This window comes from Pseudidiomarina aestuarii, assembly GCF_048263735.1.
GTDB lineage: Bacteria > Pseudomonadota > Gammaproteobacteria > Enterobacterales > Alteromonadaceae > Pseudidiomarina > Pseudidiomarina aestuarii_B.
The window spans coordinates 1-13973 of record NZ_JBLXDX010000007.1 but is presented as its reverse complement, the minus strand read 5'-3'; the positions used below and the strand labels follow the sequence as shown (position 1 = coordinate 13973).

Below are 13973 nucleotides of genomic sequence, written 5' to 3'. Positions count from 1 at the left end.
TTCCTTATGTGGTTCGGTGCCATCAATCGAGCCGACTATTCTGCCTCGATTGCAGGAAAATAGCGACCATCTTCCGGCAAATGTGCGCGTAATTCCCATAGCAGTTGTTTACTGCGTTGGTATTTACGCTCAAACGGCGTGATCGGTTGATGCGTTAGTAACAACGGCTGCACCGCCGCGGCGCAGTTAACAATAGCTAAACTACTCGCCACTTCAGTTAAGTAAATGCTCCAATTTGAGCGCATTACCAGCTCACCACCGAGCGCAATGACATAAGGCCAGACTGGGCTGCCATGCCAGCGCCGTGACAGGTGCGCCGCTTTTGGCCACGGATTCGGGTACAGAATATAGTGCTTATGCAACTGCCAGTTGGCTTCTACAGCCAAGCGCCAAAAATCATTTAAATCAGCACGCACTAAAACGTACTGTTGCCCAGCCCCAGCGGTTTCATAATGCGCATGACGCGCCAGCCGATGGGATGACTTGTCGACCCCAATAACCAGCGCATCCGGATATTGCTCGGCTAACCATGCCGTACTCTCGCCAACGCCACAGCAGGAGTCGAGAATAATGGGCCCCGTCCAGTCTGCAACCAGCTTCTGAACTTGCGCGAACGCTTCTCGATTGTGCTCCTGAATGGGCTTCCGAAATGGCGACCGGAGGTGCCGCATCACAATAGTGGTGAGGTCCTCATGGTTGCCATTTTGATTGGTCGTTACCGCTCGAGACTCAACATTCACGAGCGAATTCCCGTACCACGCTGCAATAATGTATACGCGGTCACGAAGAACAGTACGTTAAACCCAACGATGACGCCCATCGCTAAAGTAATGTTGACGTCAGAAATACCGAGGAAGCCATAACGAAACGCATTCACCATGTACAACACGGGGTTGAACTGAGCAACGCTCTCCCAAATTCCCGGCAGCAAGCCAATGCTGAAGAATACCCCACCCAAATAGGTTAGAGGTGTCAGGACAAAGGTCGGTACAATCGAAATATCATCAAAAGTTTTGGCAAACACAGCGTTCACCAGACCACCCAATGAGAACAACGTAGAGGTCAGGATAACCGTCAGTAGCAAAATGCCCGCATGATGGATTTGCACGTTCTCGACAAACAAGAACGAGACCAAAGTCACGATCACGGCAACGATTAATGCACGCGCCAACCCACCACCGACATAACCAACAATAATGACCGAAGTCGACACTGGCGCGACCAACATTTCTTCGATGTTGCGCTGAAATTTGGCGCTAAAGAACGACGAAGCCACATTGGAATAGGAGTTGGTGATAATAGACATCATAATCAAACCAGGCACGATGAATTCCATGTACGGCCGACCACCCATTTCGCCAATGCGCTCACCCACAATGCTACCGAAAATCACGAAGTACAGCGTCATGGTAATTGCAGGAGGCACGAGGGTTTGCACCCAAATACGGAGGAACCGAGTGCACTCTTTAATCCAAATGGTTTTTAACGCGGTGTAGTTGTAGCCACTGCTCATGATGCCGCTCCTGCTTGTGCTGCTTTTTTCGCTGCCGTATTTGCTGCTGTCGTTTCGCGTCCTTTCTCCACCATCTTCACGAACAGTTCCTCGAGTCGATTGGCCTTGTTGCGCATCGACATTACTTTCACTTGCTGCGCTGATAGCTGCTCAAAGACTTTATTCAAGCCTTGGCTCTTCTCAACATCCACTTCAATAGTGTGTTCGTCCGTGACCTTATGGTTGAAGCCGTCTAGGGTGATGTCTTCAACCTTGATACCGTCGAATTCAAGATCCAGCACGAACGTTTCCATGTTCAGCGTCGCGAGTAATCGTTTAATCGAAGTGTTTTCGACAATCTCACCCGAATCAATAATGGCGATGTTGCGGCACAAGGTTTCTGCTTCTTCCAGATAGTGTGTCGTCAAAATGATGGTGATACCCTGCTTGTTTATCTGCTCGAGGTAGTCCCACATGCTGCGGCGTAACTCGATATCAACACCTGCAGTCGGCTCATCTAAAATCAATAACTTTGGTTCATGTAGCAGTGCGCGGGCAATCATTAAGCGACGTTTCATACCGCCAGACAACATGCGTGCCGCTGAATTGCGCTTATCCCACAAGCCTAATTGCTTGAGGTACTTTTCTGAACGCTCCATCGCGACCGAACGCGCTACACCGTAATACCCGGCTTGGTTCACCACAATTTGGCGGACCGTTTCAAACTGATTGAAATTAAACTCTTGTGGCACTAGACCAATTTGACGTTTGAGATCGACCAACTGCGTATCCAAGTCATAGCCAAATACGCTTACACTGCCGGCAGTTTTGTTCACCAGCGATGCGATGACACCAATAGTGGTCGACTTCCCTGCGCCATTGGGTCCGAGTAATGCAAAAAAGTCGCCTTCGTTCACGTCAAGGTCGATACCTTTCAGCGCTTCAAAGCCACCTTTGTAGGTTTTCCGCAACCCACGAATCGATAATGCTTTCATGTGTGCTTACTGCTCCTTTCCGTAGCCCCAACGGGGCTGAATTGTTTGCTCCAGACCTAAATGGTCGAGCACGCGCGCCACGACAAAATCAACTAAATCGGCAATACTTTGCGGTTGATGATAAAAACCAGGAGCCGCTGGCATGATGGTGACGCCTAATCGCGCCAATTTTAACATGTTCTCAAGGTGAATGGCGGAGAGCGGCATTTCTCTTGGTACTAAAATGAGTTGTCCGCGTTCTTTCAGAATCACGTCAGCTGCACGCTCAATCAAATTATCACTAGCACCACTGGCAATCGCTGACAGTGTGCCAGTGGAACAGGGGCAAACGACCATTCTTTTGGGCGCCGCAGAACCAGATGCGACCGGTGAAAACCACTCTTCTTTGCCATACACGTGTAGTTGTTCGGCACTGACCTGAAAGTGCTCACGCATCGCTTGAGCTTGTGCCGCTGGAGCTGCCGGTAGCTGCCAATTAATCTCGGTAGCGAAGACTACGCGCGCCGCGCTCGACATCAATACATGCACTTCCTGTTGTTGCGCCAATAAGCACTCGATAAGTCGCACCGCATAAGGCGCACCGGATGCGCCGGTTACTGCGACAGTTATGGCTGCCATGATGGTTATTCCTGTAGTTGAAGTTGCTCAAGTAACCGTTGGTGAATATTACCAAAACCACCGTTACTCATCAGCAAGACATGATCATGTGGTTGCAGGATACGCGCGAGTTCTTCGAGAAGTTCATCCACCGAGTGTCCCACAAAAGCCTGCGGAACGGCCTGACCAAATTGCCACGAGCTGCCGTCAGGCTGCAGAACCAGGACTGCATCTGCCGCCCCTAGCGAGTCTGCGAGGGTATCTTTGTGGACACCGAGTTTCATCGTATTCGAGCGCGGTTCCAATACCGCTACAATACGAGCCGTACCGACTTTTCTTCGCAACCCATCGAGGGTAGTAGCAATAGCAGTTGGATGATGAGCAAAATCATCATAAACGGTGATTTGATTCACACATCCTTTTACTTCGAGACGTCGTTTCGGTGTTTGAAAGGCACTGAGCCCGACACAAGCTGTCGCGCATGGTACGCCAACATGGTGTGAAGCAGCAATCGCCATCAAGGCGTTGTTCACATTATGCAAACCAATCAATGACCAGTTTACTCGTCCCTGCACTTGCCCTTGGTACAGCACATCGAAGGCGCTGCCGTCCGCATGAATGAGTTGCGCCGACCAGTCACCCTGTTCCCCTACCGTCGCCAAGTCACTCCAACAGCCCATTTTCAGCACGTCGCTGATGGCTTGATCCTGTTTCGGCACCAGCACTTGCCCATAGCCGGGGACGATGCGCAACAAATGATGGAATTGCTTTTGAATGGCCGCGAGGTCTGGAAAGATATCCGCGTGATCATACTCAAGGTTGTTCAAGATCAACGTAGACGGGCAGTAGTGCACAAACTTAGAGCGTTTGTCGAAAAAGGCGGTGTCGTATTCATCGGCCTCAATGACAAAAAAGTTACTCGTAGTCAGCCGTGCCGACGCATTAAAGTTAGGCAGCACGCCGCCAATAATAAAACTTGGCTCAAGGCCCGCATATTCCAATAGCCAAGCGAGCATGCTGGACGTGGTGGTTTTGCCGTGTGTTCCGGCTACCGCTAGCACCCATTTATGTTGCAAGATTTCGTCATGCAACCACTGCGCGCCGGAAACGTATGGAATGCGCTGGTTGAGCATCGCTTCCACCGCCGCATTGCCACGACTCAAGGCATTGCCAACAATCACCAAATCGGGGCGCGGCTTAAACTGCTCGGCGTCATAGCCCTCATAGAGTTCAATGCCTAAGCTGCGCAGTTGGTCGCTCATCGGTGGATACACTTGCGCATCACTACCCGTCACATGGTGCCCGGATGCTTTTGCCAATGCTGCGATACCACCCATAAAAGTGCCGCAAATGCCAAGAATATGAATATGCATGGTGAGTCAAAAATCCTTCTACGAGGCCTATTGCGCTGCCATTAGGAATCCAGAGCGCTGAAAAATTGCCTTAGTGTAGCATGCAGTCTGAATTCCGTAAGATTCAGGACAGGCATTTTGCTGAAAATTGCGGTAAACTTACGCGCGTTTTTCGAATACCCAAACATGAACACGCCGTCGTGGTCATCCATTTCAGAACGTAAGCATGAGGGTTATATGCAGCGCCTAATTCCGACACTGCGCAACGACCAGGTTGACGAAGCCTTAATTTCTGTCATCAATACCCTGCAAATTTGTGCCAAAGAAATCTCTTTCCGCTGCGGTCAAGGTAAGCTTGCCGGCGTTCTTGGCTCCACTTTAGATGAAAATATCCAAGGGGAAACGCAAAAGAAACTGGACGTTTTGGCCAACCAACTCCTGAAAGATATCTTGCTGGAGTGTAAGCACGTACGTGCAGTTGCCTCTGAAGAAGAGGAAGGTATTGTCAGTGGAACTCTCGATGGTCGTTACCTAGTGGCATTCGATCCTCTCGACGGCAGCTCCAATATAGATATCAACTCGATGGTCGGGACTATTTTCTCAGTCTTACCGGCACCCGCTGAGGCCGGTGCCGACGTCGATATGTTTCTACAGCCCGGCTCAAACCAAGTGGCAGCAGGCTATATTTTGTATGGCCCACGTACCATGCTGGTATTCACCACGGGTAGAGGCGTGAAAATGTTCACTCTCGACCAAACCGTAGGTGAATTTTTGCTGACCGAAGCCGATGTCACTATTTCCGAAACGACCACCGAGTTTGCGATTAACATGTCGAATCACAGACATTGGCAGCCAGAAATGCGTCGCTATATCGATGATTTGTTGCTCGGCAAAGCAGGACCGCGCGAGAAAGACTTTAATATGCGTTGGGTTGCTGCAATGGTTGCCGATGTGCATCGAGTGTTAACTCGCGGTGGGTTCTTTAGCTATCCATGGGATAGTCGCAAAGCCAATAAGCCTTATAAGTTACGCTTAATGTATGAGGGTAATCCAATGGCATGGTTGGTGGAGCAAGCGGGCGGACTGGCAGATTGTGGCGAAGGGCGAATACTCGATATTCAGCCAACCGATATTCATCAGCGTTGTGGCGTTATCTTGGGCTCTCGCGACGAAGTAACCACTTGCTTACAATACTTAAAGGGTTCGCAATAGCGCGCTCCAGAGATATAATAGCGACCAATTTTTATTTCATTAGTTACCAAGTTTAATAAACAGGAACCATCATGAGCTTGAATAAGGTACCCGCAGGCAAAAACCTGCCTGACGAAGTGAACGTGATCATCGAAATCCCTGCTAATGCAGCGCCCATCAAGTATGAAGTCGACAAAGACTCAGGTGCATTGTGGGTTGATCGCTTTATGTCGACGCCAATGTTTTACCCAGCTAACTACGGCTATGTAAACGATACCTTGTCACTCGATGGCGACCCAGTGGACGTATTGGTTCCAACGCCTTATCCATTACAAGCTGGTTCTGTGATCACCGTTCGTCCTGTTGGCGTATTGAAAATGACCGACGAAAAAGGCGAAGACGCGAAAGTGATTGGCGTACCAGTAAGCAGCCTGACGAAAGAGTATGACCACATTAAAGATGTGAACGATCTCCCTGAGTTGCTGAAAGCGCAAATCACACACTTCTTCGAGCGTTACAAAGAGCTGGAAAAAGGCAAGTGGGTGAAAGTTGAAGGCTGGGGCGATATCAACGACGCCAAAGAAGAAATCCAATCATCGTTTGACCGCGCACAAGCGAAATAAAACGATGTCAGACTGCTGCGTTGCCATCGATGGGTTAACCTTTGCGTGGCCTGGCGCGCAGCAGCCTGTTCTGGCCATCCCACAATGGTCAGTGAATAAAGGCGAACGGGTACTAGTGCGCGGCGCCAGTGGCTCTGGTAAATCAACATTGTTGAGTTTGATTGCAGGGATTCACTCGGCATCAAGTGGGCACATCAAGGTGTTGGATCATGATCTAGGCACTCTAAGCCAACGTCAGCGCGACCGTCTCCGAGCTAATGAGATTGGCTACATTTTTCAGCAATTTAATTTACTCCCCTATCTATCGGCACAACAAAACGTTGAGCTCGCCGTGCAGTTTGCTCCAGCACGTCGGCAACGTATTGCACAACGTGGACAAACCGTTGCCGAAGCGGCGACAACCTTATTGAATCATTTGGGCTTAACGCGCGCGCAACAACAGCAGTCGGCGCAGACACTGAGCGTTGGTCAACAGCAACGGGTGGCAGCTGCACGAGCATTGCTGGGGGCTCCTGCTTTGATTATTGCCGATGAGCCCACCTCAGCACTCGACGAAAGTCATCGCAACGAATTCATCAACCTGTTGTTTCAAGAATGCGCTGAGCAAGGTAGTACCTTATTGTTCGTGACTCATGACGCTACCCTAGCCACGCAGTTCCCGCAGGTTGTTGAACTAAGTGAGCTCAACACAGCAGCTCAGCGGGGAGATGCCGATGTTTAAATTAGCACTCGCGAGCCTCTGGAACCGCCGGACCACGGCATGGTTAACGGTTTTCTCCATCGCTATCAGCACCATTTTATTGCTGGGTGTTGAACGTGTTCGAGTGCAAGCGCAGCAGAACTTCGCGAATACCATTAGCGGCACAGACCTGATTGTTGGCGCCCGCACTGGCTCGACCCAGTTACTCTTAAGCAGCGTGTTTCATATTGGCGCACTCACCAACACGCTCAGTTGGAATAGTTATCAGCACCTACAACAGTTACCTGGAGTGGCATGGACTATTCCCATGGCGATGGGTGATAGTGTGCGTGGTTTCCCTGTTGTCGCTACCAATACCGATTGGTTTCAGCACTTCCAGTACGGGCAGCAGCAAAACCTTGAGTTCGCCGCAGGTTCTCCCTTCTCTGTGTTAGATACAGCCGTTCTTGGCGCTGATGTTGCAGACAAGCTTGGCCTCGACGTTGGTGACCCGATGACGGTGTCGCATGGTAGTGGCGGCATGAGCTTCTCGGATCACGATGACCATCCGTTCCAAATTCAAGGCGTCTTAGCGCGAACCGGTACGCCCATTGATCAAGCTGTCTATATACCTTTGTCCGGACTCGGTCTGGTGCATGGGGAATATCAGCCGGCGGCAGATGAACACGAGCACGAGCACGAACATGCTCATGATCATGAGCATTCGGCTTCAGCCAACGCAGAACCGCCGGTCTATACCTTGAGTGCGGTGCTCATTGGACTGGAGTCCAAGCCCATGGCATTGCGATTAGTACGTGATATCAATACCTATCAGGGTGAGCCACTTACTGCCATCATGCCCGGGCTTGCGCTACAAGAGTTCTGGCGAACACTGCAATTGTTCGAACGGGCTTTATTGATCATTTCTGTGTTGGTGGTCATTACCGGACTATTCGGTATGCTCACCACTTTGCTCGCCAGTTTACGTGAACGTCGTCGTGAAATGGCGGTCTTACGGTCATTAGGCGCAGGACCAGCCACGTTATTTGGTTTGTTGGTCAGTGAGGCGGTGGTATTGACCGCGGTTGGGGTCAGTGTTGGCGTCGGCCTCTTGTTTACAGTGCTTGCGATTGCAGCACCTTGGTTCCAAGCAACCTTAGGGTTCGTTGTCAGCCCAAGTTGGTTAAGCAGCACCGAGTGGCTGTACTTAGGACTTATTCTGGGCGCCGCCATTTTGATGAGTTTCATTCCCGCGTGGCGAGCTTATCGCAACGCATTAGCAGATGGATTAACGGTAAAATTATGAAGCGTTTTGCAGTTCTTGTAATCACCTTGACGAGCCTCTTAATTGGCAGCCCTATGGTGCAGGCAGAAGAGTACGTAAATACACCGTGGAAAGAGCTTATTCCAGAGGGTTACAAGCCACCACCTGTGCGCAGTCAGGCATTTTATGACGCCAATCCGGAGTTAGCGAATCAGCCGGAGCTCGATGCACCCGTAGTCGAAGCACTGCACAATAAAAAGGTCAAAATTCCAGGGTATGTCGTACAGTTGGAAGGCGACGCGACCAAGGTTACACAATTCCTGTTAGTCCCCTATTTTGGCGCTTGCATTCATGTGCCACCGCCACCACCGAATCAAATCATCGAAGTCGACTTTCCAGACGGCGTTCCGTACGAAAATACGTTTGATGCGGTTTGGGTTGAAGGCACTTTGAGTGTGGAACGCAAAGAAGGTGATATTGCAGTGGTGGGTTACACCATGGATGCAGTGACAGTGACGCCCTATTACTAGGGCGTCAACTCAGCAGTCACTTAGAAATGGATTTCGAGGCCGAGATATGGGCCTTTAAACGAGAGATCAGAGTACAAGCCATCCACGTCATCGAGTTCGATCTGCATGTCTCGGTAGCCAAGCTGCAAATTTAAATCGATTGCTAAATTCTCTATGAGCCGATATTCAATACCGGCTTCAATATCACGAATACTGCTGTCATCAATACTGACCGCGTTCGCGAGCGCATATAGTGTTAGGTCCGTTGCCGGGATACCGACCCGAACTTGCGAATATAGGGTTGGTACCCAAGTGTCACCGTTTGCTTCGTTATTACTTGTGTTTTGACGAAACGCTAGCCCGCCGTCGACACGTTTAGCGGTCGCACCTAAATCAAAACTGATCAAATCATTATCAAAAAATTCGTAATACAGTGTGAAGTCGGTGTGCGATATATCGGCCAAACCCGTCACTGTCGAGCCGGCCATATAGGTCTGTCCGTTAAAGCTATAATTTTGCTCTAAGGTGACGCTCCCCATAGCTTGGATATCATTCACTCGAACTTTTACATTTGGAACCAGCGGGATCGGATGCTCGACTGCCACGTAATAACTGCTTTGCTGATCGTCATCAAAACTGAACGCTCGTTGCTGGCGCTCCGTACCAAAGGCTCCTGACGTTTGCGTATCCCAATATTGGCCACCTGCGTACACGCCAAAAATGGTGTCGGCCTGTGCACTTGTTGCGGTCAATAATGCTAGCGGAGCCAGCCATTGCAGTGTTTTCAATCGTCCGTTTTTCATATGTTTGCTCCTGTTATTCAATGGCTCTAACTTCGGCAGTGACCGCTTTCCGATCGCCGTCAGAGAAGATAAGTTCGAGACCAATTTCTTGGCCGACTTGGAATGGCTCTTTGACACCAAACATCATGACGTGAAAGCTACCTGGACGAAATATGACGGTCTCGCCGACGTCGATCGCCAATTCAGGCACTCGACGCATCCGCATCATGCCGTCGTTCATGACATGTTCATGAATTTCAGCAGCACGAGCAGCTTCGGTAGCCGCTCCAGTGAGCGTAATAGCGGTAGTTCCGACATTAGTTAACGTCAAATACCCAGCACCGTTTTCGGTGCCAGGTATCGACTCTTTTATCCATGCATTTGAGATTTCAACATCTGCTGCGAGGGCCCAGGGAGAGGCTAACCACAACATCGCTGCTATCCATCCAAATCGTTTCATTGATCCTGCTCCACATTTGGTTGTGTACAGGGCCTATATTACACAGGTTTTGGACGCTTGCGCACCATTACATAGATAATTGCTGCTAACAATATAAAGGGCCAGAGCCAGCTAAACAGAGCAAACACTAACGCTCCTGCGGCGACCATCAGTGCGATAGCAATACTACCGCCAATCATAATCACCAAAGCGAACGCGGCGACCGCAACGGCAATGGTAACCAGACCTGTCACACCGATGCCGATAATAGTACCTAACACCGCACCAATCGCACCGAGTATCTCATCACCAAAAAGCATCAAACCGATAACCGCTGCGACAATCCACCACACTTTATGTGAGCTTTTCACGGAATTCTCCTTAGGCTTTCTTACTTGATTTTGCTTTTAGAGCAGCCAGTTCAGTATCAATCGTTTCAGAGTGCTCTAAGTCACGGAACTGTTGCTCCAAACTTGGATTCGATGAACCGATATCAAACGCTTCTAGCTTCGCTTCGAGTTCTTCGACTCGACGCTCATAGTTTTCATAGCGGCTCATGGCTGTATTCATAGCATCAGCCGATTTAATTTGCTGCGAGCGCAATTTGACCGCAACCGAATCAAGACGTTTATGCAATTCGCGTTCTTTGGTACGAGCTTCAGTCAATTTGACCTGCAAACGTTCAATGTCTGCGCTCAATGGAGCGAGTTGATTCGCTACATTATCCGCTTCTTTACCTAGTGACTCTAAACGCTGAGTTGCTTGCAGTTTGTGCTCCAGAGCTGCCCGCGCTAAATCTTCGCGGTCATGATCAAGCGCCTTTTCAGCTTTTGCTTGCCATTGGCTGATTGATTTTTCGCAATTATCGCGCTCGCGATCGATGCGTTTCTGTTCAGCAATTTGCTGTGCAGCTAAACCACGCAGCTCGACAATTGCTTCTTCCATTTCTTGAATCATCAAGCGCACCATTTTTTCAGGCTGCTCAGCTTTGTCTAGCAATGCATTGACGTTCGCTTGGATGATATCGCTAGCACGTGTGAAGATACTCATTGTTCACCTCTTCTGTTTTGCAAATAAGTTATGTGTTGCCACTTGTCGATAATACTTATTCAATTCCCGTGCCAAGTTTTAAAATTCAATTTAATCTATTGTTTTTATTGTATTTATGAGATGAGGCGAGCGGATTTCATGCATAAAAAAAGCCGCCAGTGATTGGCGGCTTTTCATACTATTTCGTCAATTAGACGACTTTTAGAATGCGTAAGTCACTTCTGCATAGTAGTAACCACCATTAAAACCAAATGGCGCATTCGTGTTTGGATAGATAAAGATGCCATTGAACTGGTTCGATGGATCTTGCTCATCCGGATACACATCAAACAAGTTCTGTACACCGGCACTCAACGTCAACTGATCATTGTAGCGATATTGGGCGGATAAATCGGTAATCCATTTACCGCCAAAGGTGGTGCGCAAACCTGAATTGTTCTGCAACACATAATCGCCGAAGTAGTTGAATGCCAAGCGGGTCTGTAAATCACCTAAGTCATGCGTGAAAGCAACTGAACCGCTGTTCCGGGGAACCGATTCCGTCATCCGTGTTTGCTCAACACCATCAAAGAGTTTACTCTCCAAGCCATCTAAGATAGCGGGCAAATTGACGTCATCAATTTCGGTTTTGTTATAGCCATAAGCGGCTTGTACACCGAGTGTACCGTTGCGACCCCAATCGAAATCTTTGGTCAGTACTACATCGACACCCTGAGTGGTGGTATCAACGGCATTGATGAAGAAGCGCGCATTGTCAGCACCGGCCGCAGCCAATGCATCAGCAACCGCTGGTGAATCACCTGGCACTAATGAACTCGATAGAATGATGCGATCATCGACCGCAATCTGGAATGCGTCAATGGTTAACGATAGACCATCCAGACCATTCCAGACTAAGCCCATACTAAAGCTCTGTGATTCTTCGGCCTGCAAGTTACCTAGTTCAAGCGCTTGAGCCACCGGGCTGATGTTATTAAATGTACCTGACTGTTCCGGAACCAATTCACCATCACGGTTGATAAATAGCGTCGAAATATTGGTGAAATAGATTTGCTGAACACTCGGTGCACGGAAACCCGTATTGGCTGTCGCACGAACCGCTAGCTCATCGGTAATATCGTAACGTCCAGAAACCTTCCAACTGGTATTGCTACCGAAGTCTGAATAATCTTCATAGCGAACTGCTGCACCCCACTGGAAATTCGTGGTGAGCATGTTCTCGACCTCAGCATAGAATCCTACGTTGTCGCGCGATTCGTCGACTTCAGATTCGGGCTTGAATCCAGTAAAACCTTGGCTGCCAGCTGGACGGTTATCGAAACCACCGTCTTCATAGGAAGCGGGGTCACCTGCTTCAATGATGTAAGTGTTCTCGCGATAACTGATACCCGCCGCGATGGCCAAATCTGAATTATTGGCAAACGGGATGAAACGAGAGAAATCGATCGACGCATTGGTTTCCTCGAGCTTCAGTGTACCGGCATCAAACTCAGTTGGACTGGTGGGGCCAAACGAAGCATTAATGGAATTCTCGAGACGATACTGGAACTCACTCACACCCATACCAGCACTGGCATCAACCTGCCATTCACCCAATGAGAAACGATACCCACCGGTAGTGGAAACATCTGAAGTTTCTGGCGACAGCAATGGCAGGAAGCCATCAGGATACACGTCGAGAATATTACGGTTATCGAGTGCGCGACGATAAAACGCGCCTGACTGTGACGAGCGATCACTGACCCCACCAAACGCGTACAATTCACCTTTGCTCAAGGGCAAGTTGGCGTTAAAAAATACAGATGTATTATCGAATTCTGCATCACCAACATGGTGGCTTAGCCGATCAAACTCGTCTTCACGTGGATCAGGTTCACCATTCACAAGCGGATACTGCTGACGCGGGTCTAACCCTGCACGGTTAGTTTTGTTCTTGTTATGGAACTCCGCTGCGACCGTGAAATTACCGCCATTCGGCAATTCGAAACCGACATTGCCGTGCACTTTATATTGCTCACCATCACCCTCGAAAGTTTGGCCGCCGTTCACGGTGACACTGCCACCTTCGTACTGATCTTTGAGAACGATATTGATAACACCAGCAATGGCATCAGAGCCATATTGGGCCGCAGCACCATCACGCAGTACTTCGATACGCTTGATGGCAGAAATAGGAATCGCATTCAAATCAACATTTGAACTACCACGTCCCGTCGTACCGTTTAAGTGCACCAATGCACTGCTGTGACGACGTTTACCATTAATCAACACTAACGTGTGGTCGGGGGATAGTCCGCGTAATGATGCTGGTCGTACCGCATCAGAGCCATCGGTGATAGACGATGACGGGAAATTAAAACTTGGCACTGCATATTGGAGCGCTCGGGCGGTCTCAGTGAGACCACTAGCAGCTAATTGTTCGCCCGAAATAATATCTACCGGAGCAGTACCATCAGTTGCAGTTCTCACACTCAAGCGCGAACCGATAACGGTAATACGTTCATCCGCGGCAACCTCAGCTTCAGCATCCTGCGCCAATGCGGCTGTAGGTAATATCAAGGTAGTAGCGAGCGCGAGCGGCGCAAGCGCAAAAGGTAGCGTTCCGCGGAACGATTCTGGGAGAGTACGGTAATCCATATAATCCTCACTCTTATTTCTGAATTGTAAGTACAACAAGCATAGCGCGCAGCTAACAAAGTACATACAAGAGTTTGGACTGAATTAGATCAGAATGGAATTAGACGAAAGGATAGTGAACAGGTAACAGGGAACAGTGAATAGGGAACAGTGAACAGACAGGGCCAAGCCAAAACAGAGAGATCTTTTTAGTGTTTAGGTTTGCTATTCCCTGTTCCCGGTTCACTTTTCACTGTGCGCGCGCAGCGCACACAAAAAAACCCCCAGCGTGATGCTGGGGGTTTCGTTATTTGAAGCCTGGCGGTGTCCTACTCTCACATGGGGAGACCCCACACTACCATCGGCGCTGAAGCGTTTCACGTC

The 13973-nt window shown here is 49.4% G+C and carries 15 protein-coding genes; 5 read left to right on the top strand and 10 right to left on the bottom strand.

The window, feature by feature from the left end:
* Positions 1–35: 35 nt before the first annotated feature.
* Genes trmB through mpl form a run of 5 tightly spaced genes read right to left on the bottom strand, consistent with a single transcriptional unit; the run spans position 36 to position 4457 of the window.
* A complete protein-coding gene (trmB, locus tag ACN0S4_RS11935; RefSeq protein ID WP_417657902.1) occupies positions 36–740 on the bottom strand; it encodes a tRNA (guanine(46)-N(7))-methyltransferase TrmB in 705 nt (234 codons plus the stop codon).
* On the bottom strand, positions 737–1513 hold the full coding sequence (locus ACN0S4_RS11930) for an ABC transporter permease (protein WP_417657901.1): 777 nt from the start codon (positions 1511–1513) through the stop codon (positions 737–739). Before ACN0S4_RS11930 ends, trmB begins: the two co-directional genes overlap by 4 nt.
* Positions 1510–2487, bottom strand: a complete 978-nt coding sequence (locus ACN0S4_RS11925; RefSeq protein ID WP_417657900.1) for an ABC transporter ATP-binding protein — start codon at positions 2485–2487, stop codon at positions 1510–1512. The genes ACN0S4_RS11930 and ACN0S4_RS11925 overlap by 4 nt, the downstream gene beginning before the upstream one ends.
* 6 nt (positions 2488–2493) lie before the next feature.
* The gene (locus ACN0S4_RS11920; protein WP_417657899.1) at positions 2494–3105 is read right to left on the bottom strand and encodes a flavin prenyltransferase UbiX; all 612 of its coding nucleotides are present in this window, start codon (positions 3103–3105) and stop codon (positions 2494–2496) included.
* A gap of 5 nt (positions 3106–3110) precedes the next feature.
* Complete coding sequence (gene mpl / locus ACN0S4_RS11915; protein WP_417657898.1) at positions 3111–4457, bottom strand: UDP-N-acetylmuramate:L-alanyl-gamma-D-glutamyl-meso-diaminopimelate ligase; 1347 nt, start codon at positions 4455–4457, stop codon at positions 3111–3113.
* Between the two features lie 216 nt (positions 4458–4673).
* Between mpl and ACN0S4_RS11910 the strand changes: the two genes are divergently transcribed.
* The 5 genes from ACN0S4_RS11910 to ACN0S4_RS11890 all read left to right on the top strand — a co-directional run bounded on the left by ACN0S4_RS11910 (position 4674) and on the right by ACN0S4_RS11890 (position 8723).
* Positions 4674–5648, top strand: coding sequence for a class 1 fructose-bisphosphatase (locus tag ACN0S4_RS11910; RefSeq protein ID WP_417657942.1), 975 nt, complete (start codon positions 4674–4676; stop codon positions 5646–5648).
* Positions 5649–5719: 71 nt separating this feature from the next.
* Positions 5720–6250, top strand: a complete 531-nt coding sequence (gene ppa / locus ACN0S4_RS11905; protein ID WP_417657897.1) for an inorganic diphosphatase — start codon at positions 5720–5722, stop codon at positions 6248–6250.
* Positions 6251–6254: 4 nt separating this feature from the next.
* On the top strand, positions 6255–6971 hold the full coding sequence (locus tag ACN0S4_RS11900) for an ABC transporter ATP-binding protein (RefSeq protein ID WP_417657896.1): 717 nt from the start codon (positions 6255–6257) through the stop codon (positions 6969–6971).
* Positions 6964–8235, top strand: coding sequence for an ABC transporter permease (locus tag ACN0S4_RS11895; protein WP_417657895.1), 1272 nt, complete (start codon positions 6964–6966; stop codon positions 8233–8235). The genes ACN0S4_RS11900 and ACN0S4_RS11895 overlap by 8 nt, the downstream gene beginning before the upstream one ends.
* A complete protein-coding gene (locus tag ACN0S4_RS11890; protein WP_417657894.1) occupies positions 8232–8723 on the top strand; it encodes a DUF3299 domain-containing protein in 492 nt (163 codons plus the stop codon). The genes ACN0S4_RS11895 and ACN0S4_RS11890 overlap by 4 nt, the downstream gene beginning before the upstream one ends.
* Positions 8724–8743: 20 nt before the next feature.
* On the opposite strand, the gene ACN0S4_RS11885 is transcribed toward ACN0S4_RS11890, so the two are convergent.
* From ACN0S4_RS11885 to ACN0S4_RS11865, 5 genes are all read right to left on the bottom strand, one after another.
* Positions 8744–9505 carry a TIGR04219 family outer membrane beta-barrel protein gene (locus ACN0S4_RS11885; protein ID WP_417657893.1) on the bottom strand — a complete coding sequence of 254 codons (762 nt, stop codon included), beginning with the start codon at positions 9503–9505 and terminating at the stop codon, positions 8744–8746.
* A gap of 13 nt (positions 9506–9518) precedes the next feature.
* Complete coding sequence (locus ACN0S4_RS11880) at positions 9519–9944, bottom strand: copper chaperone PCu(A)C (RefSeq protein WP_417657892.1); 426 nt, start codon at positions 9942–9944, stop codon at positions 9519–9521.
* Positions 9945–9982: 38 nt separating this feature from the next.
* Entirely contained in the window at positions 9983–10294 is a 312-nt protein-coding gene (locus ACN0S4_RS11875; protein ID WP_169931629.1) for a hypothetical protein, read from the bottom strand.
* A gap of 10 nt (positions 10295–10304) precedes the next feature.
* The gene (locus ACN0S4_RS11870) at positions 10305–10973 is read right to left on the bottom strand and encodes a PspA/IM30 family protein (protein ID WP_417657891.1); all 669 of its coding nucleotides are present in this window, start codon (positions 10971–10973) and stop codon (positions 10305–10307) included.
* A gap of 201 nt (positions 10974–11174) precedes the next feature.
* Entirely contained in the window at positions 11175–13610 is a 2436-nt protein-coding gene (locus ACN0S4_RS11865) for a TonB-dependent receptor plug domain-containing protein (protein ID WP_417657890.1), read from the bottom strand.
* Positions 13611–13973: the final 363 nt, after the last annotated feature.

Excerpts from the sequence above, each read along its gene's own strand:
- ACN0S4_RS11870 (WP_417657891.1), bottom strand. The coding sequence starts at position 10,973 with ATGAGTATCTTCACACGTGCTAGCGATATCATCCAAGCGAACGTCAAT.
- ACN0S4_RS11895 (WP_417657895.1), top strand. The coding sequence starts at position 6,964 with ATGTTTAAATTAGCACTCGCGAGCCTCTGGAACCGCCGGACCACGGCA.
- ACN0S4_RS11890 (WP_417657894.1), top strand. The coding sequence starts at position 8,232 with ATGAAGCGTTTTGCAGTTCTTGTAATCACCTTGACGAGCCTCTTAATT.
- ACN0S4_RS11910 (WP_417657942.1), top strand. The coding sequence starts at position 4,674 with ATGCAGCGCCTAATTCCGACACTGCGCAACGACCAGGTTGACGAAGCC.
- ACN0S4_RS11865 (WP_417657890.1), bottom strand. The coding sequence starts at position 13,610 with ATGGATTACCGTACTCTCCCAGAATCGTTCCGCGGAACGCTACCTTTT.
- ppa (WP_417657897.1), top strand. The coding sequence starts at position 5,720 with ATGAGCTTGAATAAGGTACCCGCAGGCAAAAACCTGCCTGACGAAGTG.
- ACN0S4_RS11880 (WP_417657892.1), bottom strand. The coding sequence starts at position 9,944 with ATGAAACGATTTGGATGGATAGCAGCGATGTTGTGGTTAGCCTCTCCC.
- mpl (WP_417657898.1), bottom strand. The coding sequence starts at position 4,457 with ATGCATATTCATATTCTTGGCATTTGCGGCACTTTTATGGGTGGTATC.
- ACN0S4_RS11930 (WP_417657901.1), bottom strand. The coding sequence starts at position 1,513 with ATGAGCAGTGGCTACAACTACACCGCGTTAAAAACCATTTGGATTAAA.
- ACN0S4_RS11925 (WP_417657900.1), bottom strand. The coding sequence starts at position 2,487 with ATGAAAGCATTATCGATTCGTGGGTTGCGGAAAACCTACAAAGGTGGC.
- ACN0S4_RS11885 (WP_417657893.1), bottom strand. The coding sequence starts at position 9,505 with ATGAAAAACGGACGATTGAAAACACTGCAATGGCTGGCTCCGCTAGCA.
- ACN0S4_RS11900 (WP_417657896.1), top strand. The coding sequence starts at position 6,255 with ATGTCAGACTGCTGCGTTGCCATCGATGGGTTAACCTTTGCGTGGCCT.
- ACN0S4_RS11920 (WP_417657899.1), bottom strand. The coding sequence starts at position 3,105 with ATGGCAGCCATAACTGTCGCAGTAACCGGCGCATCCGGTGCGCCTTAT.